The 15,362-nt window shown below is 62.0% G+C and carries 14 protein-coding genes and 1 pseudogene; 4 read left to right on the top strand and 11 right to left on the bottom strand.

Annotated features, from left to right (window positions below; genetic code table 11):
- Nucleotides 1-39: 39 nt before the first annotated feature.
- From HX823_RS19590 to HX823_RS19560, 7 genes and pseudogenes are all read right to left on the bottom strand, one after another.
- A complete protein-coding gene (locus tag HX823_RS19590) occupies nucleotides 40-2,481 on the bottom strand; it encodes a penicillin acylase family protein (protein ID WP_177076183.1) in 2,442 nt (813 codons plus the stop codon).
- Between the two features lie 226 nt (nucleotides 2,482-2,707).
- The gene (locus HX823_RS19585; protein WP_177076181.1) at nucleotides 2,708-3,352 is read right to left on the bottom strand and encodes a glutathione S-transferase N-terminal domain-containing protein; all 645 of its coding nucleotides are present in this window, start codon (nucleotides 3,350-3,352) and stop codon (nucleotides 2,708-2,710) included.
- A 105-nt stretch (nucleotides 3,353-3,457) separates the two neighbouring features.
- Nucleotides 3,458-4,243, bottom strand: a complete 786-nt coding sequence (locus HX823_RS19580; protein ID WP_038849698.1) for an ABC transporter ATP-binding protein — start codon at nucleotides 4,241-4,243, stop codon at nucleotides 3,458-3,460.
- The gene (locus HX823_RS19575) at nucleotides 4,240-5,298 is read right to left on the bottom strand and encodes an iron ABC transporter permease (protein ID WP_177076179.1); all 1,059 of its coding nucleotides are present in this window, start codon (nucleotides 5,296-5,298) and stop codon (nucleotides 4,240-4,242) included. Before HX823_RS19575 ends, HX823_RS19580 begins: the two co-directional genes overlap by 4 nt.
- A 49-nt stretch (nucleotides 5,299-5,347) precedes the next feature.
- Nucleotides 5,348-6,454: pseudogene (locus HX823_RS19570) on the bottom strand (ABC transporter substrate-binding protein); the annotation flags it as partial.
- 28 nt (nucleotides 6,455-6,482) lie between these two features.
- Complete coding sequence (locus tag HX823_RS19565; RefSeq protein WP_177076177.1) at nucleotides 6,483-7,163, bottom strand: Fe2+-dependent dioxygenase; 681 nt, start codon at nucleotides 7,161-7,163, stop codon at nucleotides 6,483-6,485.
- Between the two features lie 3 nt (nucleotides 7,164-7,166).
- Nucleotides 7,167-9,548, bottom strand: coding sequence for a TonB-dependent siderophore receptor (locus HX823_RS19560; RefSeq protein WP_177076175.1), 2,382 nt, complete (start codon nucleotides 9,546-9,548; stop codon nucleotides 7,167-7,169).
- Nucleotides 9,549-9,746: 198 nt separating this feature from the next.
- Here HX823_RS19560 and HX823_RS19555 point away from each other — a divergent pair, with 198 nt between their 5' ends.
- Both HX823_RS19555 and HX823_RS19550 read left to right on the top strand, forming a co-directional pair.
- Nucleotides 9,747-10,457 carry a response regulator gene (locus HX823_RS19555; RefSeq protein ID WP_038849710.1) on the top strand — a complete coding sequence of 237 codons (711 nt, stop codon included), beginning with the start codon at nucleotides 9,747-9,749 and terminating at the stop codon, nucleotides 10,455-10,457.
- A complete protein-coding gene (locus tag HX823_RS19550) occupies nucleotides 10,454-11,848 on the top strand; it encodes an ATP-binding protein (RefSeq protein WP_177076173.1) in 1,395 nt (464 codons plus the stop codon). The genes HX823_RS19555 and HX823_RS19550 overlap by 4 nt, the downstream gene beginning before the upstream one ends.
- 24 nt (nucleotides 11,849-11,872) lie before the next feature.
- Here the strand turns inward: HX823_RS19550 and HX823_RS19545 are convergent, their stop codons facing one another.
- From HX823_RS19545 to HX823_RS19530, 4 genes are read right to left on the bottom strand one after another with little or no spacing between them, the layout of a single operon-like run.
- Nucleotides 11,873-12,073 (bottom strand): SEC-C metal-binding domain-containing protein, encoded by a 201-nt coding sequence (locus tag HX823_RS19545; protein ID WP_003189235.1) that lies wholly within the window; start codon nucleotides 12,071-12,073, stop codon nucleotides 11,873-11,875.
- On the bottom strand, nucleotides 12,070-12,552 hold the full coding sequence (locus HX823_RS19540) for an LEA type 2 family protein (protein WP_038849715.1): 483 nt from the start codon (nucleotides 12,550-12,552) through the stop codon (nucleotides 12,070-12,072). Before HX823_RS19540 ends, HX823_RS19545 begins: the two co-directional genes overlap by 4 nt.
- 20 nt (nucleotides 12,553-12,572) lie before the next feature.
- Complete coding sequence (locus HX823_RS19535) at nucleotides 12,573-13,043, bottom strand: YchJ family protein (protein ID WP_033902756.1); 471 nt, start codon at nucleotides 13,041-13,043, stop codon at nucleotides 12,573-12,575.
- A 4-nt stretch (nucleotides 13,044-13,047) separates the two neighbouring features.
- Complete coding sequence (locus tag HX823_RS19530) at nucleotides 13,048-13,545, bottom strand: DUF6231 family protein (RefSeq protein ID WP_038849717.1); 498 nt, start codon at nucleotides 13,543-13,545, stop codon at nucleotides 13,048-13,050.
- Nucleotides 13,546-13,735: 190 nt separating this feature from the next.
- On the opposite strand from HX823_RS19530, the gene HX823_RS19525 reads away from it, so the two are divergent.
- Both HX823_RS19525 and HX823_RS19520 read left to right on the top strand, forming a co-directional pair.
- The gene (locus HX823_RS19525) at nucleotides 13,736-14,431 is read left to right on the top strand and encodes an OmpA family protein (RefSeq protein WP_038849718.1); all 696 of its coding nucleotides are present in this window, start codon (nucleotides 13,736-13,738) and stop codon (nucleotides 14,429-14,431) included.
- Between the two features lie 160 nt (nucleotides 14,432-14,591).
- Nucleotides 14,592-15,350 (top strand): collagen-like triple helix repeat-containing protein, encoded by a 759-nt coding sequence (locus HX823_RS19520; RefSeq protein WP_038849720.1) that lies wholly within the window; start codon nucleotides 14,592-14,594, stop codon nucleotides 15,348-15,350.
- Nucleotides 15,351-15,362 lie beyond the last annotated feature (12 nt).

Genomic DNA, 15,362 nt, shown 5'->3' with positions numbered 1-15,362 from the left:
CCCACATTTTTGATCCGGCTTCTCCAGTGAGAAACCGGATTACTTGCCCGGCGTCAGGGTCAACCGGGTTTTCCCATACACCTTCTCGAAGTTCTGCGGCTGCATCGGGAAGCTCAGGTATTGCGCCTTAAGCGACGGGTCGATGCCATTGGCATAGTTCGGGCTGGCCGGGTTGCCGGACTGGCCGATGCCACCCTGGCCCATCATCGGCTCCACTTGGCCGAAGTCGACGATCATGCGCAGCGCCGGCACCTGGGTGGTGCGGAAGTCCTGGCCCCAGCTGTACGGCGCCGGGTTCAGGGTATTGTGGTCACCACCGGCGGCCAGCGGACCGCGAATCACCTGGCCGTTGGTGTTTTTCCAGGTGGTGGTGTGCAGCTTGCCCCACTGCCAGGCCTTGTGATCGGCGCCCAGCTGGCTGTCACCAGCCGTGATTGCGGCGGCCAGGCTACGGGCGAGGATCGCCGGTTTGTCTTCTTTCTGCGGGGTGCGCACGTCGTCCCAGAACGGGCTGTCTTCGCGGCCCAGCAAGTGGTCGGCCTGGGCGGCGTAGGACAGGTTGGCATTGCTGACAAACGCCTTCCAGCTGGCACTGTTTTCCGGGCCGAGTTCGTCGAGGAAGATCTGTTTGGTGCTTTCCTGCAGGAACAGTTCATAGATCGCCGCGTCGGCGGAGGTGGACACCAAACGGCCATCAAAGGCCATCAGGCGGCCCAGTGCTTCACGTGCCTTGGCCTGCTCAGCGGCTGGCAGCGCGTCAATCGCCTGCTTCAGCGGCTGGGCCATGCCTGGCGCCTGGAACATGGTCTTGAGCTTGGCGGCGAAGGTGGTGGTCTGGTCGTACTGCATGGCGATCATGCTGCGGCTGTCGTGCTTGCCGGCGTTGGCCAGTTGCGCCAGACGTTCGCTACGCTCCGGTGCATCCCAGGAGTTGGACAGCTGCATGCCATAACCACGCGGCGCGGTGCGTTGGTTGGCGGTGCCGATCCAGCCTTGGGCCGGGTCCTGGTCATACGGGTGCAGCATTGCGTCGGCGTAACCGTCCCAGTCAAACCGCGTGTCCCAGCCCGGCGACGGCAACAGGCCTTCGCCCTCGCGACGGTTGGGGAAGCGTCCGGTGACTTGCCAGCCAATGTTGCTGGCGTCGGCGAAGATCATGTTCAGCGCAATGGCGCGTATTTCGCGGGTGGCATCCGAGGCCTTGCCGGCGTTTTTCGCACGGGACAGGTCGAAAAACGCATCCAGGCTCTTGTCGTCCTTGAAGTCGGCGGTTTGCAGCGCCAGGCCCAGGCCGGTGGTCAGCGCCTGGCTGCTGTTGAGCAGGGCGCCGTGGCGGGTTTCGTACACCACTTCGCGAATCGAGCGTTGGCCTTTGACGAAGAACGTTTCGTTACGCACCCCGGCGGGTAGCCATTTGCCGTTGTTCTCGTAGTACAACGCGTTGCCCTGGCGTTTGACCTTTTCCAGGAACAGGTCCTGGGTGTCGCCCTTGACCGTGCTCATGCTCCACGCGACGTTGCCGTTGAAGCCGGACAACAGCGTCGGCAGGCCGGCAATCGAAGCGCCCACGGCCTGGTATTTTGGCGCACGGATCTGCACGTAGCTCCACGGCGACGGCGCTTGCGGCTGGGCGGCGAGGTCGCCGGCCAGCAGGCTTTTACCGCTGCGGCTGCGTTGCGGGCCGATGGCCCAGTTACTTGAGGTGGTCACTGCCAGCGAATTGAGGCTGCTCAGTTGTTGGCTGACTGCGTCCAGGCCGGCCAGACCGGTGATCTGTCCCAGGTTCACGCCCTTGAGTTTCTCGGCCTCGGCCAACGGGATCGCTTCGTCCGGCGCGCTTGGGGTGAGCCAGGCGAGTTTGTCGACGCCGACTTTCTGCGCCAGCACCAGCGAGGCAATTTCTTCCTGCAGGTTGGCCGACTCGCTGAAATTCAGCAGGCAGAACAGCAGTGCCGAATCTTCCGGCTTCCAGTACTCGGGCTTGTAGCCGGTCTGGGCCAAGTCCGGCGGCAGCTTGTCGCGGTAGCGGAACAGGTAGGCGTTGACGCCACGCGCATACACTTCAAAGAAGCGCTTGAGGCGCGGGCTTGAGGCGTTGTACAGCTCGCTGGCGCTTTTTTTCAGGTTGACCGCGCGCATGAACCGGTCGACATCCAGCACCTCGGGGCCGGACATTTCTGCCAGGCGGCCCTGGGCCAGCAGACGCAGGGTGACCATCTGGGTGATGCGATCACTGGCGTGTACATAACCGAGGCTGAACAGCGCGTCATGGAAGGTGTTGCTTTCGATCAGCGGCATGCCCTGGGCATTGCGGCGCACGGAAACATTCTGTGCCAGGCCTTTGATCGGCTGCACGCCGGCGACCGGTGGCAGGGTGTCCTGGGTGCTCTGGAGCTGGCAACCGGCCAGGCTTAACGCACTGGCCACTGCCGCGGCAACGCCGAACCGGGGAAGAAAATGTGAGAGGGCTGGCGAGGCCATGGCAAAGCTCCTGCGGGGTTACGTCAGTAAAGGCGCTACGTTAGTGAGCGCGGCGAAACGACGCAAGCGGGAGTTTGGGTTAACCGTTAGATCTTGAGTCTTGCACAGAATAATGTGGGAGCGGGCTTGCTCGCGAAGGCAGAGTGTCAGTCACTGAATATGTCGACTGACAGATCGCCTTCGCGAGCAAGCCCGCTCCCACATTTGGATCGAGCAAGGCTTCAACTCAGGATTTAGGCGGGTTCACCTTCTGCACCAGCTCATACGCCCGGACTGTTGCCGGCCGCTCCTTGATGCTGTTGAACCAGCGATGCAGATGTGGGAAATCTTCTAGGCGTTGGCTCTGCCACTTGTGGGAAACAATCCACGGGTAGATGGCCATGTCGGCAATGCTGTAGGCCTCACCCGCCACGAATGCACGGTCTGCCAAACGTCGGTCCAGCACGCCGTACAGGCGGGCGGTTTCGTCCACATAACGCTTGATCGCGTAGGGGATTTTTTCCGGTGCGAACTGGCTGAAGTGGTGATTCTGACCGGCCATCGGGCCCAGGCCGCCCATTTGCCAGAACAGCCATTGCAGCGCCTCCTGACGACCACGCAGGTCTTTTGGAATGAACTGGCCGGTTTTTTCCGCGAGATACAGCAGGATCGCGCCGGATTCAAACAGCGAAATCGGCGCGCCGCCGTCGGTCGGGTTTTGATCGACGATGGCCGGAATGCGGTTGTTGGGAGCGATCTTCAGGAAGTCAGGCTTGAACTGGTCGCCCTGGCCGATGTTGATCGGATGCACCTTGTAGGGCAGGCCGGCTTCTTCCAGGAACAGCGATACTTTGTGACCGTTAGGGGTAGTCCAGTAATACAGGTCGATCATGAAGCTCTCCAAAAGTGGTGATGCTTGAGCGGATGCCTGTAGGTATAGGTAATGTTGGGTGTGCGAAAATTCAATGAAACATTTGCGCATACCCTTAGAAGCAAATCAAAAAGCGCCATCCACCAGCACCTGCAACGATTGCTGCGAACAGCGCTCGATGCGCGCCCGCACGCGATACACCTCGGCAAACAACAACGGGTTGAGCACCTCATCCGCCGCACCGCTGGCGTACAAACGTCCCTGGCGCAGCACGGCGATATGGTCGGCGAAGCGCGCAGCCAGGTTGATGTCGTGCAGCACCACCACGGCGATCAGGTTGTGTTCGCGCACCAGCCCGCGCACGCAGTCCATCACCTTCAGTTGGTAATTGAGGTCGAGTGCGCTGGTGGGTTCGTCCAGCAGCATCACCTGAGGACGACGGGCGATCAGTTGCGCGAGGCTGACCAGTTGGCGTTGGCCACCGGACAGTGTGCTTAACAGTTGATCGGCCAAATGCGCGATGCCAATGCGCTGCAAGGCGTCGAAGGCTTCACGCAGGCACGCATCGCTGGACAAGGGGATGCCCTCGACATTCGCCACGCGCAGAGCGGCGATCACACTTTCCATCACGCTGAGGCTCAAGCCCGGCGGCAGGTTCTGCGGCATGTAGGTCACGCGTCGCGCACGTTCGGCGACGGACATGGCCGACAGGTCGAGGTCACCCAATCGTACAACGCCTTGCATCTTTTCCAACCCGGCCACGGCACGCAACAGGGTGGACTTGCCGGCGCCATTGGGGCCGATCAGGGCGGTCAAACTGCCATGGGGCAGGGTGGGCAGGCTCAGGTCGTGCACGATCTGCCGGCGCCCGTAACTCACCTGGGCGTTGTGTACGCTCAAACCTTCGCTCATAACTGCCTCCCGCGCTTGAACACCAGCACCACAAAAATCGGCACGCCCACCAACGCGGTGACGATACCCACCGGCACGATCACACCGGGCATGATCAACTTGCTGGCAATCGACGACAGCGCCAGCAGCAACGCGCCGGTCAAAGCGCTGGCCGGCAACAGGAAACGTTGATCTTCACCCACCAGGATCCGCGCGATATGCGGACCGACCAGGCCGATAAATCCGATGGTGCCTACAAAGGCCACGGCGGTGGCCGACAGCAGGCTGATGCGTAGCAATGAGAAAAACCGTAGCCGCTTCACATCCACGCCAAAGCTTTGTGCGCGGTCCTCACCCATGCGCAACAGGGTCAGGCGCGGTGCGGCGGCAAAGGAAAACGGCATGACGACCGCCACCACCAGGGCCAGGATGCCGAGCTTTTCCCAGTTGGCCCGGGTCACGCTGCCCAGTGTCCAGAACACCAGTTGTTGCAGCACATCTTCGGTGGCAACCAGTTGCAGCAAGGCCACCACCGCGTTGCAGCTGAACACCAGGGCGATGCCGAACAGCACCAGGCTTTCCACCCCGGCGCCCCGCAGGCGCGACATGGCTTGCAGCAAAAACACCGAGGCAGCGGCGAAGATAAAGGCCGAGATGGAAATCGCCGTGTTGGCCGACACCCACAGCGTCGTCACCGGAAACACAATCACCAGCGACGCGCCCAAGGCTGCCGCCGACGACACGCCCAGGGTGAACGGGCTGGCCAGCGGGTTGTTCAGGATCGCCTGCATCTCGGCCCCGGCCAATGACAGCGCGCAGCCAACCAGCACTGCCATGAGTGCATAGGGTAGGCGCACGTTCCAGATGATTACTTGGTCGGTGGCGCTCAGATGCGACGGGTGCAGGATACCGTCGAGCAAGGCCAGCAGGCCCATACCCGAGGGGCCGCTGGCAAGGTCCACGAGGATGGCGCACACCAGCGCCGTACCGAGCAGGCCCAGCAGCCAGGCGCGCCGCGCCAACAGGCGACGGTAGCCGTGGGTGGCGTTGGCAAGGTCGAGGGTTTGAGTGGTCATTGGGCTCACACAATTTCGAAAACAATAAAGATCTAAATGTGGGAGCGGGCTTGCTGTCGATCCAATAGGCACCCTGCAACGGCATCCCCAGGAATTGCGCGTTGATCTGGTTCATGGTCGCCTGCAGATCCAGCTTGGCGAACAGCTCTGGGTGCACCCATTTGGCCAGTGACTCAATCGCCAGCAGGTTGTACGGCGAGTTGTAGAAGTCATGCCACAGGCCGTGGGCATTGCCTTCGCGGATGGCGCGAAGGTTGGCGAATTCCGGGCGTGCCAGCACGCGGTCGAAGGCTTCACGCGCCTCGTCGTTGCTGACGCCAGCCCCCAGGATCAGCCCAGGCTTGTGGTTGCCGGTGGCGACATAAATATCCGGATCCGCTTTCAGCGCGTACTCCACACTGATATCCCCCAGCGCCCCCGGCACCACGTCGGCGGCGATGTTGCGCCCGCCCACCAGCTTGATCACTTCACCCATGCCGCTTTTGCCGGTGGTGTGCCCCGGCGCTTGCCAGGCCCCGGCCAGCAGTTCGAGGAACACACTCGGGCGCGGCCCCGCCGGCAAAGTGGCGACCGCATCGGTGATGACTTTGAGGTGCTGGTCATAGAAATCCAGGAACCCCTTGGCCTGGGTTTCACGCCCCAACGCCTGGCCCAGCGCGGTCATGCTGGTGTGGGTGCCCTGCACCGGATTGATGCGGAAGTCGACGAACAGCACGGGGATGCCGGCCTTGGCCAGCACGTCGGCGACCGGGCTGTGTTCGGTGGGGCCGTGGCCGGAAATGCTGAACACCGCCAGGTCAGGTTTCAGCGAGAGGATTTCCTCGGCGCTGACGCTTTGTTCCGACGCTTGGCCGATCAGCGGGATGTCTTTCACCGTGGGAAATTTCGCCACGTAGGCGTTATAGGTGTGCTGGTCCAGCAGCTTCAAATCGTTCTGCCAGCCGACGATGCGTTGGAACGGCGCGTCTCGGTCCAGCAGGGCAAACGCCGAGATCAACCGGCCTTCTCCGAGGACCACGCGTTTTACGTTGTCAGCCACTTCGACCTTGCGGCCCAGCACGTCGGTGACTTCATGGGCGGCAGCGGTTTCAGCGTGGCCGAGGACCAGGGCGCCGAACAGCACACCCAGCTTGAGCAGGTGACGGGGTTTCAACATGGCAGGGACTCCAGGTGAAGGCGGCGCATCAGACATCGCTCCAGCGCCGCAACAGGTTGTGATAGGCGCCGCTCAGTTGCAGCAGCGCGTGGTGGTCGGCGTCTTGGGCGGTGAGGGTCTGGATGGCCACATCCATGTCCAAGAGCAACTGGCGCTGGCTGTCTTCGCGCACCAGGCTTTCGATCCAGAAGAAACTCGCGATGCGTTCACCGCGGGTCACTGGGTTGATCTTGTGCAAGCTGCTGCCGGGGTAGATCAGCAGGTGCCCGGCGGGCAGCTTCACTGCGTGCTCGCCGAAGGTGTCGCGGATCACCAGTTCACCGCCGTCGTAGCTGGCCGGGTCGGCCAGGAACAGCGTGGCGGAGATGTCGGTGCGCACCCGCTCGCGCACGCCCTTGATGCCGCGAATGGCGTTGTCGATATGCCAGTCGAACGCTTCACCGCCGCTGTAGCGGTTGAACAGCGGCGGGTAGATGCGCTTGGGCAAGGCGGCCGACATGAACAGCGCGTTGTCCGACAGCCGCGCCAGAATTTGCTCGCCGATGCGCAGGGCCACTGGCGACTCTTCCGACAACTGTCGGTTGTTTTTCGCCATGGCCGAGCGCTGTCCGGCGGTCACCTTGCCGTCAACCCAGGGCTGATCGAGCAAGGTGACCACGGTGGTTTCGACTTCGCTGGCGCTGAGCAGCGCCGGGATTTCGATTAGCACGCTTCAGAACTCATAGTCGACGCTGGCGGTGAGGGTGCGCCCGGCACCTGGGATGCCGTAGAGCTGGAAGCCGTCGAGGGATGCGCCGACCTGGCTGTAATAGAACTTGTTGAACACGTTGTTGAGGTTGAGGTTGACCGTGGTGTCCTTGTTCACCTTGTATTGCGCGGCCAGGTTGCTCAGCCAGTAGCCGGGGGCTTTTTCGTGGTCGCGGGTGTAGATCGCGTAAACACCGGACGGGCCGTTGGCGGAGCTGCTGTTGTTGTTCAAGCCGCCGACGTACTTGTTGTCGGTGTAGCGGCGTCGGCCCACGTATTGCTCGCCGTAGCTGAGGCTCAGGACGTCGGTGACGGCATAGGTGGTCCACAGGTTGGCGGTCAGGTCGGGGACGTTCTTGGCTTCGGCGCCTTTGTTGATGCCTTTGGTCTGTGTGCTCTTGAGTGCCGAGAACCCGCTGTAGGCGGTCCAGCGCGGGGTGATATTGCCTTGCAGGCCAAGTTCGATGCCGTCTACACGCTTGGCGGGCAGGGCACGTACCGGGGCGGATTCGCCGTCCTGGTATTCCCAGGCATTGTCCAGTTCGGTACGGAAGATCGCCGCCGTGACGTTGAGCCTGTCGTGGGCAATGTCCCACTTGGTGCCCAGTTCATAGGTCTTGGACTTGGCCGGGCTGTAGTTGCTGGTGCTGGCCGCGCCGTAGATCTGGTTGTTGGTCGATGCGCCCAGTGCCGACGGCTGCGCCGCTTCGCTGTAGGACACATAGATACTGCCGTTGGGCAGCGGTTTGAACACCGCGCCAACCCGACCGCTGACGGCACCGTCAGTGCTGCTGATGCTGGCCTGGCCACGCTGGCTGGTTTGTGCGCGCCAGTTGTCATAGCGCAACGAGCCCAGCACTTGCCACTGATCGTTGAGGGTGATGGTGTCGCCCAGATAGATCCCGGCGTTGTCGATCACCGAGCGCGGGTCGCCTTCGCCTTTGGTCACGTAGGTGCTAGCGAAGCTGTGGCTGGGGTCGTTCATGTCGAACAGCAGGTCGCCGGCCGGCACCTTGGCGTTGCGTTTCAGGCCGCCGTAGGTCTCGTGATAGAACTCCAGGCCGCTGACCACGGCGTGTTGCAGGCTGCCGGTGGTGAGGTTGAAATTGAAGTCGGTCTGGTTGTCGAGGATGGTGTAGCGCTTGGACAAACCGAAGTCACTGCCGCGCAGGATGCCGTAGGCGGTATTACTGTTATTTACATAATCGGTGTAGGCATTCACCGTGCTGCCCGGCACTTGGCTGATAGGTCCTACACCGGTGTAGCCCAAGGTCGCACAGCGGGTGCCGGTGCAGGTCTTCTGGCCGTTGGCGTTGGCGGCGAAGAAGCGCGCCGGGGAGAGCACGGCAAAATTGTCGCTGCGTTCCCAACGGGTCTGGTTGCGCAGGTTGGCGTCATTCCAGTCGAAGTCATGCTCGAAGCGTGCGGTGAGCGAGGTGGTTTTGTTCTCTTGGGTGTAGAGGCTCGAGTCGCCGTACCAGTTGGAGCGCTTCACGCCGGGCATGCGGTCGCCATTCGTCCCACGCTGGATCGGCACGCCGCCGTCCGGGGTGTTGGTATCTTTCTGATAGAAAGTGTCGATGAAGAAGCGCGTGTCAGTACCCAGGCCGAAGCCGAACGAGGTGGCGATGCCCCAGCGGTCGTAGTCCACGTCGTCACGTTCGGCCACCTGGTTGTAGTGCTTCATCAGGTTGACGCGTACGGCGGTGGTGTCGTTGATCTGTTTATTCAGGTCAGCGGTGAGACGGCGGTAGGCATCGGTGCCGATACCGGCGGAGACGCGGTTGGCATCACCCAGGTGCGCTTCTTTACTCACCAGGTTGACGCTGCCACCCACGGCGGACACGCCGGACTCGATGGAGCCGGTGCCCTTGAACACTTCCGCCTGTTGCAGGTTGAAGGTGTCGGTACGCGTGGATATGCCCGCATCGCGCACGCCGTCGACGGTCAGGCTCTGCTCGGAAGAAAACCCGCGAATCGAAAACAGGTCGCCCCAGCCCAGGTTGCCCTCGCCGGACATGAAGGTGATGCCCGGCACGTTGCGCAATACTTCCTGCAAGGTCTGCGCGTTCTGCTCCTTGAGCACCTGCTGCGGCACGATGGTCACGCTTTGCGGGGCGTCCAGCAGCGGTTGGCTGATTTTTGCCGAAGTCACCCGGTCCACCTTGAAGGTGGAGGTGGCTTCGCCATCGACCTTGATTTCCGGCAGGCTCAGCACCGAGTCATTGGACGTGGCCGTTGGCGCGTCAGCCAAGGCAACCGGTGCGACGCTGCCGGCAGCCAGCAGGCCGAACATCGGTGCCAGGGTGGTATGCAGCGTGTGGCTGCGAGGTGTGGGCAATGACATGAGTGGCTTCCGAGTCTAAATTACAATTACTCTCATTTAGGTTCGGTAGTCTAAAGAGCGATTCCGCCTGTCATCCCTCGGGTTTGTATCGCGGATGCTTGATTATGGTTTCCTACAACATTCCATTACATTTGCCTGCACGGCTGGCTGAACTTTCGGCTATTTGCTGCGTTTCATTGTTTTTCGGATTGACTGCCCATGGCCAAGCAAGACCACCTGCTGATCGTTGATGACGATCCGCAAATCCGCCAGTTGCTCTGCGACTACCTGAGCGACGCCGGCTTCCAGGTGTCCACCGCCGCCGACGGCAAGGAAATGCGCCGTCGCCTGGCGCTGAATGTCATTGACCTGATCGTCCTTGACCTGATGCTGCCAGGCGAAGACGGCCTGAGCTTGTGCCGCGAACTGCGGGTGAACTCCAACACGCCGGTGGTGATGCTCACGGCCAAAGGCTCGTTGATCGACCGCATCGTCGGCCTGGAAATCGGCGCGGACGATTACTTGCCCAAGCCGTTCGATCCGCGTGAACTGCTGGTGCGGATCAAGGTGGTGCTGCGCCGGGTGCAGAGCTTTCCCGACCGCGCGCGCCTGGATGAAGCGCCGAGCATCCGTTTTGCCGGCTGGCAGCTCGACACGCGGGCGCGACAATTGCTGTCGCCGGAGGGCGTGGTGGTCAGTCTGGGCAACTCGGATTACCGCGTGTTGCGCCTGTTGTTGCAGCACCCCAATCGCCCGTTGAGCCGCGACTTTTTGCTCAACCACGTGTTCGACAAAGACAGCACGCCGTTCGACCGTTCCATCGACGTGTGCGTCAGCCGCCTGCGCTCGCAACTGCCGGCCCATTTGATCAAGACCGTGCGCAACGAAGGCTACATGCTCACTGCCGACGACGTGGTGCTGGAATCGTGAGACTGCTGCCGCGTTCGCTGTTCGGGCGGTTGGTGCTGATTTTGGTCAGCGGCATGCTCGCGGCGCAGGCGCTGACCAGCAGCATCTGGTACGACCGACGTCATGGGCAGGTACTGGAAATCCCGGCGCGCTTGATCGCCACGCGCCTGGCGGACGTGGTGCGCCTGGTGCACAGCGACCCGCAACAGGCGGACCTGCTGATCAAGATGCTCGACACGCCGACCTTCCGCCTGACCCTCAGCGACCAGGCCAGTAATACGCCCAGCACGCTTCACGACAGCGACCGGCCCACCGAACGGTTGATCAAGAAGGTATTGTCGGAAAAAACCGGTTACGCCCAGACGCTGATCCTGTTGCGCCTGTCGCTGGTGGATGGCGAAGGGCAAACCGCCGGGCTGTCGACCCTGCTCGGTTCCAAGCCGGTGGTGGGGCAGTTTCTGATTGACCTGCGCCTGCCTGACGGCCGCTGGTTGCAGGTGGATGCCAGCGAAGAACAGGGTTGGACCAGCACTTCACCGCTGGACCTGCTGTTCGATTACGTCATGCGCATTTATTTGCTGCGGGTGCTGGTGCTGGTGTTGATCGCGTTGGTGGCGGTGCGCCTGGCGATCCGCCCGCTCAACGCGTTGGCCAAGGCGGCCGAAGCCCTGGGGCGGGATATCCAGCGTCCGCCGTTATCGGTGGACGGCCCCACCGAAGTACGCCGTGCTGCCCAGGCGTTCAATGCCATGCAACAGCGGCTGATCGCCAACATCGCCGAGCGCACGCGCTTTCTTGCGGCTATTTCCCACGACCTGCGTTCACCGATCACACGCCTGCGCCTGCGCACCGAAATGCTGGAAGACAACCGTACGAAGGAGCGTTTTCGCAGTGACTTGGAAGAAATGGAGCACATGGTCTCCAGCACCCTGGATTTTGTCAGCAGTGGCGAAATCAACGAGGCACGGCAGAACATCGATATCAACGCCTTGCTGCAAAGCTTGCAGGCGGATTTGCAAGATGTGGGCGAAAACCTGGTGATCGAAGGCCGGGCCAAACAGCCACTGCCGGGCTACGCCCGCAGCCTCAAGCGTTGTGTGCAGAACCTGCTGGAGAACGCGGTGCGCTATGGCAGTGAGGTGGTGGTGCGGGTCGAGGACCAGGCGGAGAGCTTGAAGATCGTCATCAGCGACCGGGGGCCGGGGATTCCCCAAGAACAGCTGGAGCAGGTGATGGAGCCGTTTTATCGGGTGGAAGGTTCACGCAATGCCGAGACCGGCGGGTATGGCTTGGGGTTGAGCATCGCTCACACCATCGCCAAGGCGCATGACGGCCGGCTGAGTTTGCGTAATCGCGAAGGTGGGGGGCTTGTGGTGGAGCTGCTTTTGTGGCGAGCCCGCTCACCACAGTAAGTGGGCTCCTCCGGGGTCAGGGCCTTACGCCCCGTGGCACTTCTTGAATTTCTTCTCGCTGCCGCATGGGCAAGGATCATTGCGACCCACGTCCTTCAAGGCGTTGCGTACCGGCTCCTGGTGAGCGTGGCCGCAGTTCGGGCCGTGGACATGGCCGTGGTCGTGATCATGGTGATCGTGATCGTGGTTGCAGTCAGGACCATGGACATGGGGTTGCTGAGTCATCGATGTCGCTCCGGAATAAAATCGCCGGGGATTATCTCGCCATTGTGGTTCACCTGCACGTCATAACCGATGAATAATCCGGTTTTCAGCTCACCTTCCAGACGATACGGCACTGGCCGGTCGGGATTTTTCAGCATCTGCACCACGTCGCGGATCTGCGGCCAGAGGTTGGTGCGCACCGACACCCGAAAAAACTTATGACTGCGCGGCGGTACAGTGAGCCATTCATTGGACTCGCCTTCGGTCAGCACAAAATCATCCAAGGTGACCTTGTAGATCAGGCCACGCACGGTCAGGTCGGCGTCGTCGCGGTTGTCCACGCGAAAGTACAGCTTGAATTTCTGCTCCAGCAACTTGGCGCGCACCACTTCGACTTTGACCAGGGAAACGTGGGGCGGCGGGGAGTCGTCTTCGAACCACGACGCGCAGCCGGTCAGGCCAAGGGTCAACGCCAGCATCAAGCTGTACATCCGGAGCATGGCGTTAATCCTTTGAGGGTTTAGAGGTAGCTGGAGCAGCACTTCTTGAATTTCTGCCCGCTGCCGCACAGGCAGGCATCGTTGCGTCCGGCCTTCACTTCCACCGTCGGGTCGATGAAGTACCAACGCCCGTCATTCTGTACGAAAGAAGACTGCTCGCGGTGGCTATGTTCGCCAGTGCTGTCATGCCAGCGCGCGGTGAAGGTCACGAAAGCGTGTTCCGGCTGGCCGCCGAACACCTCGGAGCTTTCCACCTCAAGGCCGAGCCAGGTGCTTTGGGCACTCCAGGCGGCGATGGCGTTACGGTCCAGACCGGCTTGTTGCGCGGGCAGGGTGGTGGCGACCAGGTAGTCCACCAGGCCCAGCACATAGGCGCTGTAGCGCGAGCGCATCAACGCGGTGGCGCAGGGTGCCGGATGGCCGGCGTGATAATGGCCGCAGCAGGCATCCAGCAGGTTGCCACTGCCGCAGGGGCAAATGGATGTACTCATCGGGTTACCACCAATACTTTCCGAAGTTTTCCGGGTTGGCCCAGAAGCGGGCGTTGAGCCAGTCCGGCACCTGTTTATAGTCAAGCAGATCATAGGTAAACAGCGTCAGAACCTGGTCGTCGCGCTGGAAGCGCTCGCCGGCCTGCAGGGCCAGGGAGAAGAAGTCAGTGTCCTTCCAGTCGCAGGCGCCCAGGTCCACCAGCACCGCGATGCGGCTGGCATTCAGGTTGCGGATGCCGCCGAGCAGGGTCAGGCCTTGCGGTTTTGACAGGTGCTCCAGGCAGTCCACCACCAGGGCCAGGTCAAACCGCTGTGCGGCAAGCTCCGCGGGCAACGCGCCGGGCTGCGCGAGGGACACTTGGGTATCCGGATGGGCTTTTTGAAAAGCCTCCAGTGCCGGGAACTGGCTGGCGCCCAACAGCAACAGGCGTTTGGGCTGGTGCAGGTCGAGCAAGGCGGCCAAGGCTTGCTGGGGGGTACGGGCAGAAATACCGGCGATCATCAGAGATCCTCACATCAGGACCGTAGAGACTAGCGCGGCTGAGCGTGCGGGCCTAGAGCGGGCGGCCGAGAAAAGTCCTACGAATGCGGCGATCCTCAATGAATACAGGGGCGCGGCGTAGTGGCGCAGATGAAAAGAGCGGTCTTTACTCCACCCATCGGCCCCCGCCGATCCCCTCAGGAGAAATCAGATGAGCATCATGCGGACAGCTCTACCCTTGGTTCTGCTAACCGGAGTATTGACAGGTTGCGCAGGTTTGCAAAAAACCGATTGGCCCACCTGCGCCGCCCTTGGCGGTGTGACCGGTGCGGCGATCGGTGCCACTGAAAGCTCGGCCTACGCGGGCGCTGGTGCGCTGCTGATCGGCGGCATGGCGGGCGCCTATTGCTGGGTGCACGGCGATGGCGACGAAGACGGCGATGGTGTGCCGGACAGCCGCGACAAGTGCCCAGGCACGCCAAAAGGCGTGCAGGTGGATGCCAATGGTTGCCCACCGGCACCGCCAGCGGCCGTGGTTGAGGAGGTGGTCGTGGTCAAGGAAGAAACCATCGTGATCCGCGATGTGCACTTCCAGTTCGACTCGGCCAAGCTGACGGCGGCGGACAAAACCAAGCTCGATACCGTCGCCACGCGCTTGAAACAGGAAGCCCCGAGCGCCCAGCTGCGGGTCAGTGGCCACACCGACAGCGTCGGTAAAGACGCCTACAACCAGAAACTTTCGGAAAAACGCGCCCATTCGGTCACGGACTACCTGATCGGTGCAGGCGTACCGCGCAGCAACTTTGTCTCGGTGACCGGCGCGGGCGAAAGCCATCCGGTCGCCGACAACAAAACCGCTGAAGGCCGCGCCTTGAACCGTCGTACGGAAATCCAGATCAACCGCTGACGGCCCTTGCCCCTGTGGGATCCACAGGGGCATTGCTGCCAATCCTCCCCCTTTATCAACTTTTTTGATCCTTCACTGGCAAAGCGCCTGCGGAAGTCGTTACTGTGCGTCCAAAGAAAAACTAGAAATAATTTTTAAAAGAATTCTGGGGAGCTCCACGATGCGTAAGGTTTTACTGCTGGCCCTGTTGGTCAGCCCTGTTGCCCTGGCTCAAAGCGTCAGTGTGGAAACCAACTCGTTGATGCGCCTGCCCAGCAGCACCAGCGTGTTGCAACTGGAGCGCTTGGATGTGGCGGATTACGGCACCTTGCTGATCCCCGCCACCATCAGCCAGGTCACGGTGGATGAACTGCACCTGGGCCGCGACGCGCGCATCGCCATCGTGCCCGGCAACACCGCGCTGCAATTGCAGGTGCGCCATGCGCAGTTGGACCACGGCAGCCAGATCACCTCGCGCGGCGCGCCCGGCACCCACGAAAAACCGGCCAAGGCCGGGCGTGACCTGACCTTGCGCATCAATTCCCTGGCAGCAGACGAACTTTCAGTCGACGCTCGCGGCGGCGCCGGTGCCCAAGGCTATGCCGGGCTGGACGGTGCCAATGGCGCGGACCCAGGTTGTACCTGGGGTTCGGCCGGTCGCGGTGCCAATGGTGACAACGGCGGTGATGGCTTGCCTGGCGCGTCCGGTGCGCAGGTGCGGGTCGAGTTGCCGCAGGACTTCCCGACGCAGCAGATCAAGGTCTGGGTGGACGGTGGTCCCGGCGGATTGGCCGGCACGGCGGGTAAGCCTGGCAAGGGTGGACAGTCCAAGGGCTGCCTGGTGTATCGCGCTGATGGCGGCGAAAAGGGCCGCCCAGGGTTGGAAGGGCAGCCGGGGCCGGCTGGGCCTGCGGGTACTGTGACTATTCAGCGGTTGTAGTGAGCGGGCTTG

The sequence above is a fragment of the Pseudomonas sp. P7759 genome (genome assembly GCF_013386445.1).
Classification (GTDB): domain Bacteria; phylum Pseudomonadota; class Gammaproteobacteria; order Pseudomonadales; family Pseudomonadaceae; genus Aquipseudomonas; species Aquipseudomonas azotoformans_A.
Note: the sequence above shows the minus strand (reverse complement) of the source record. Positions and strands in the feature narration are given on the sequence as shown.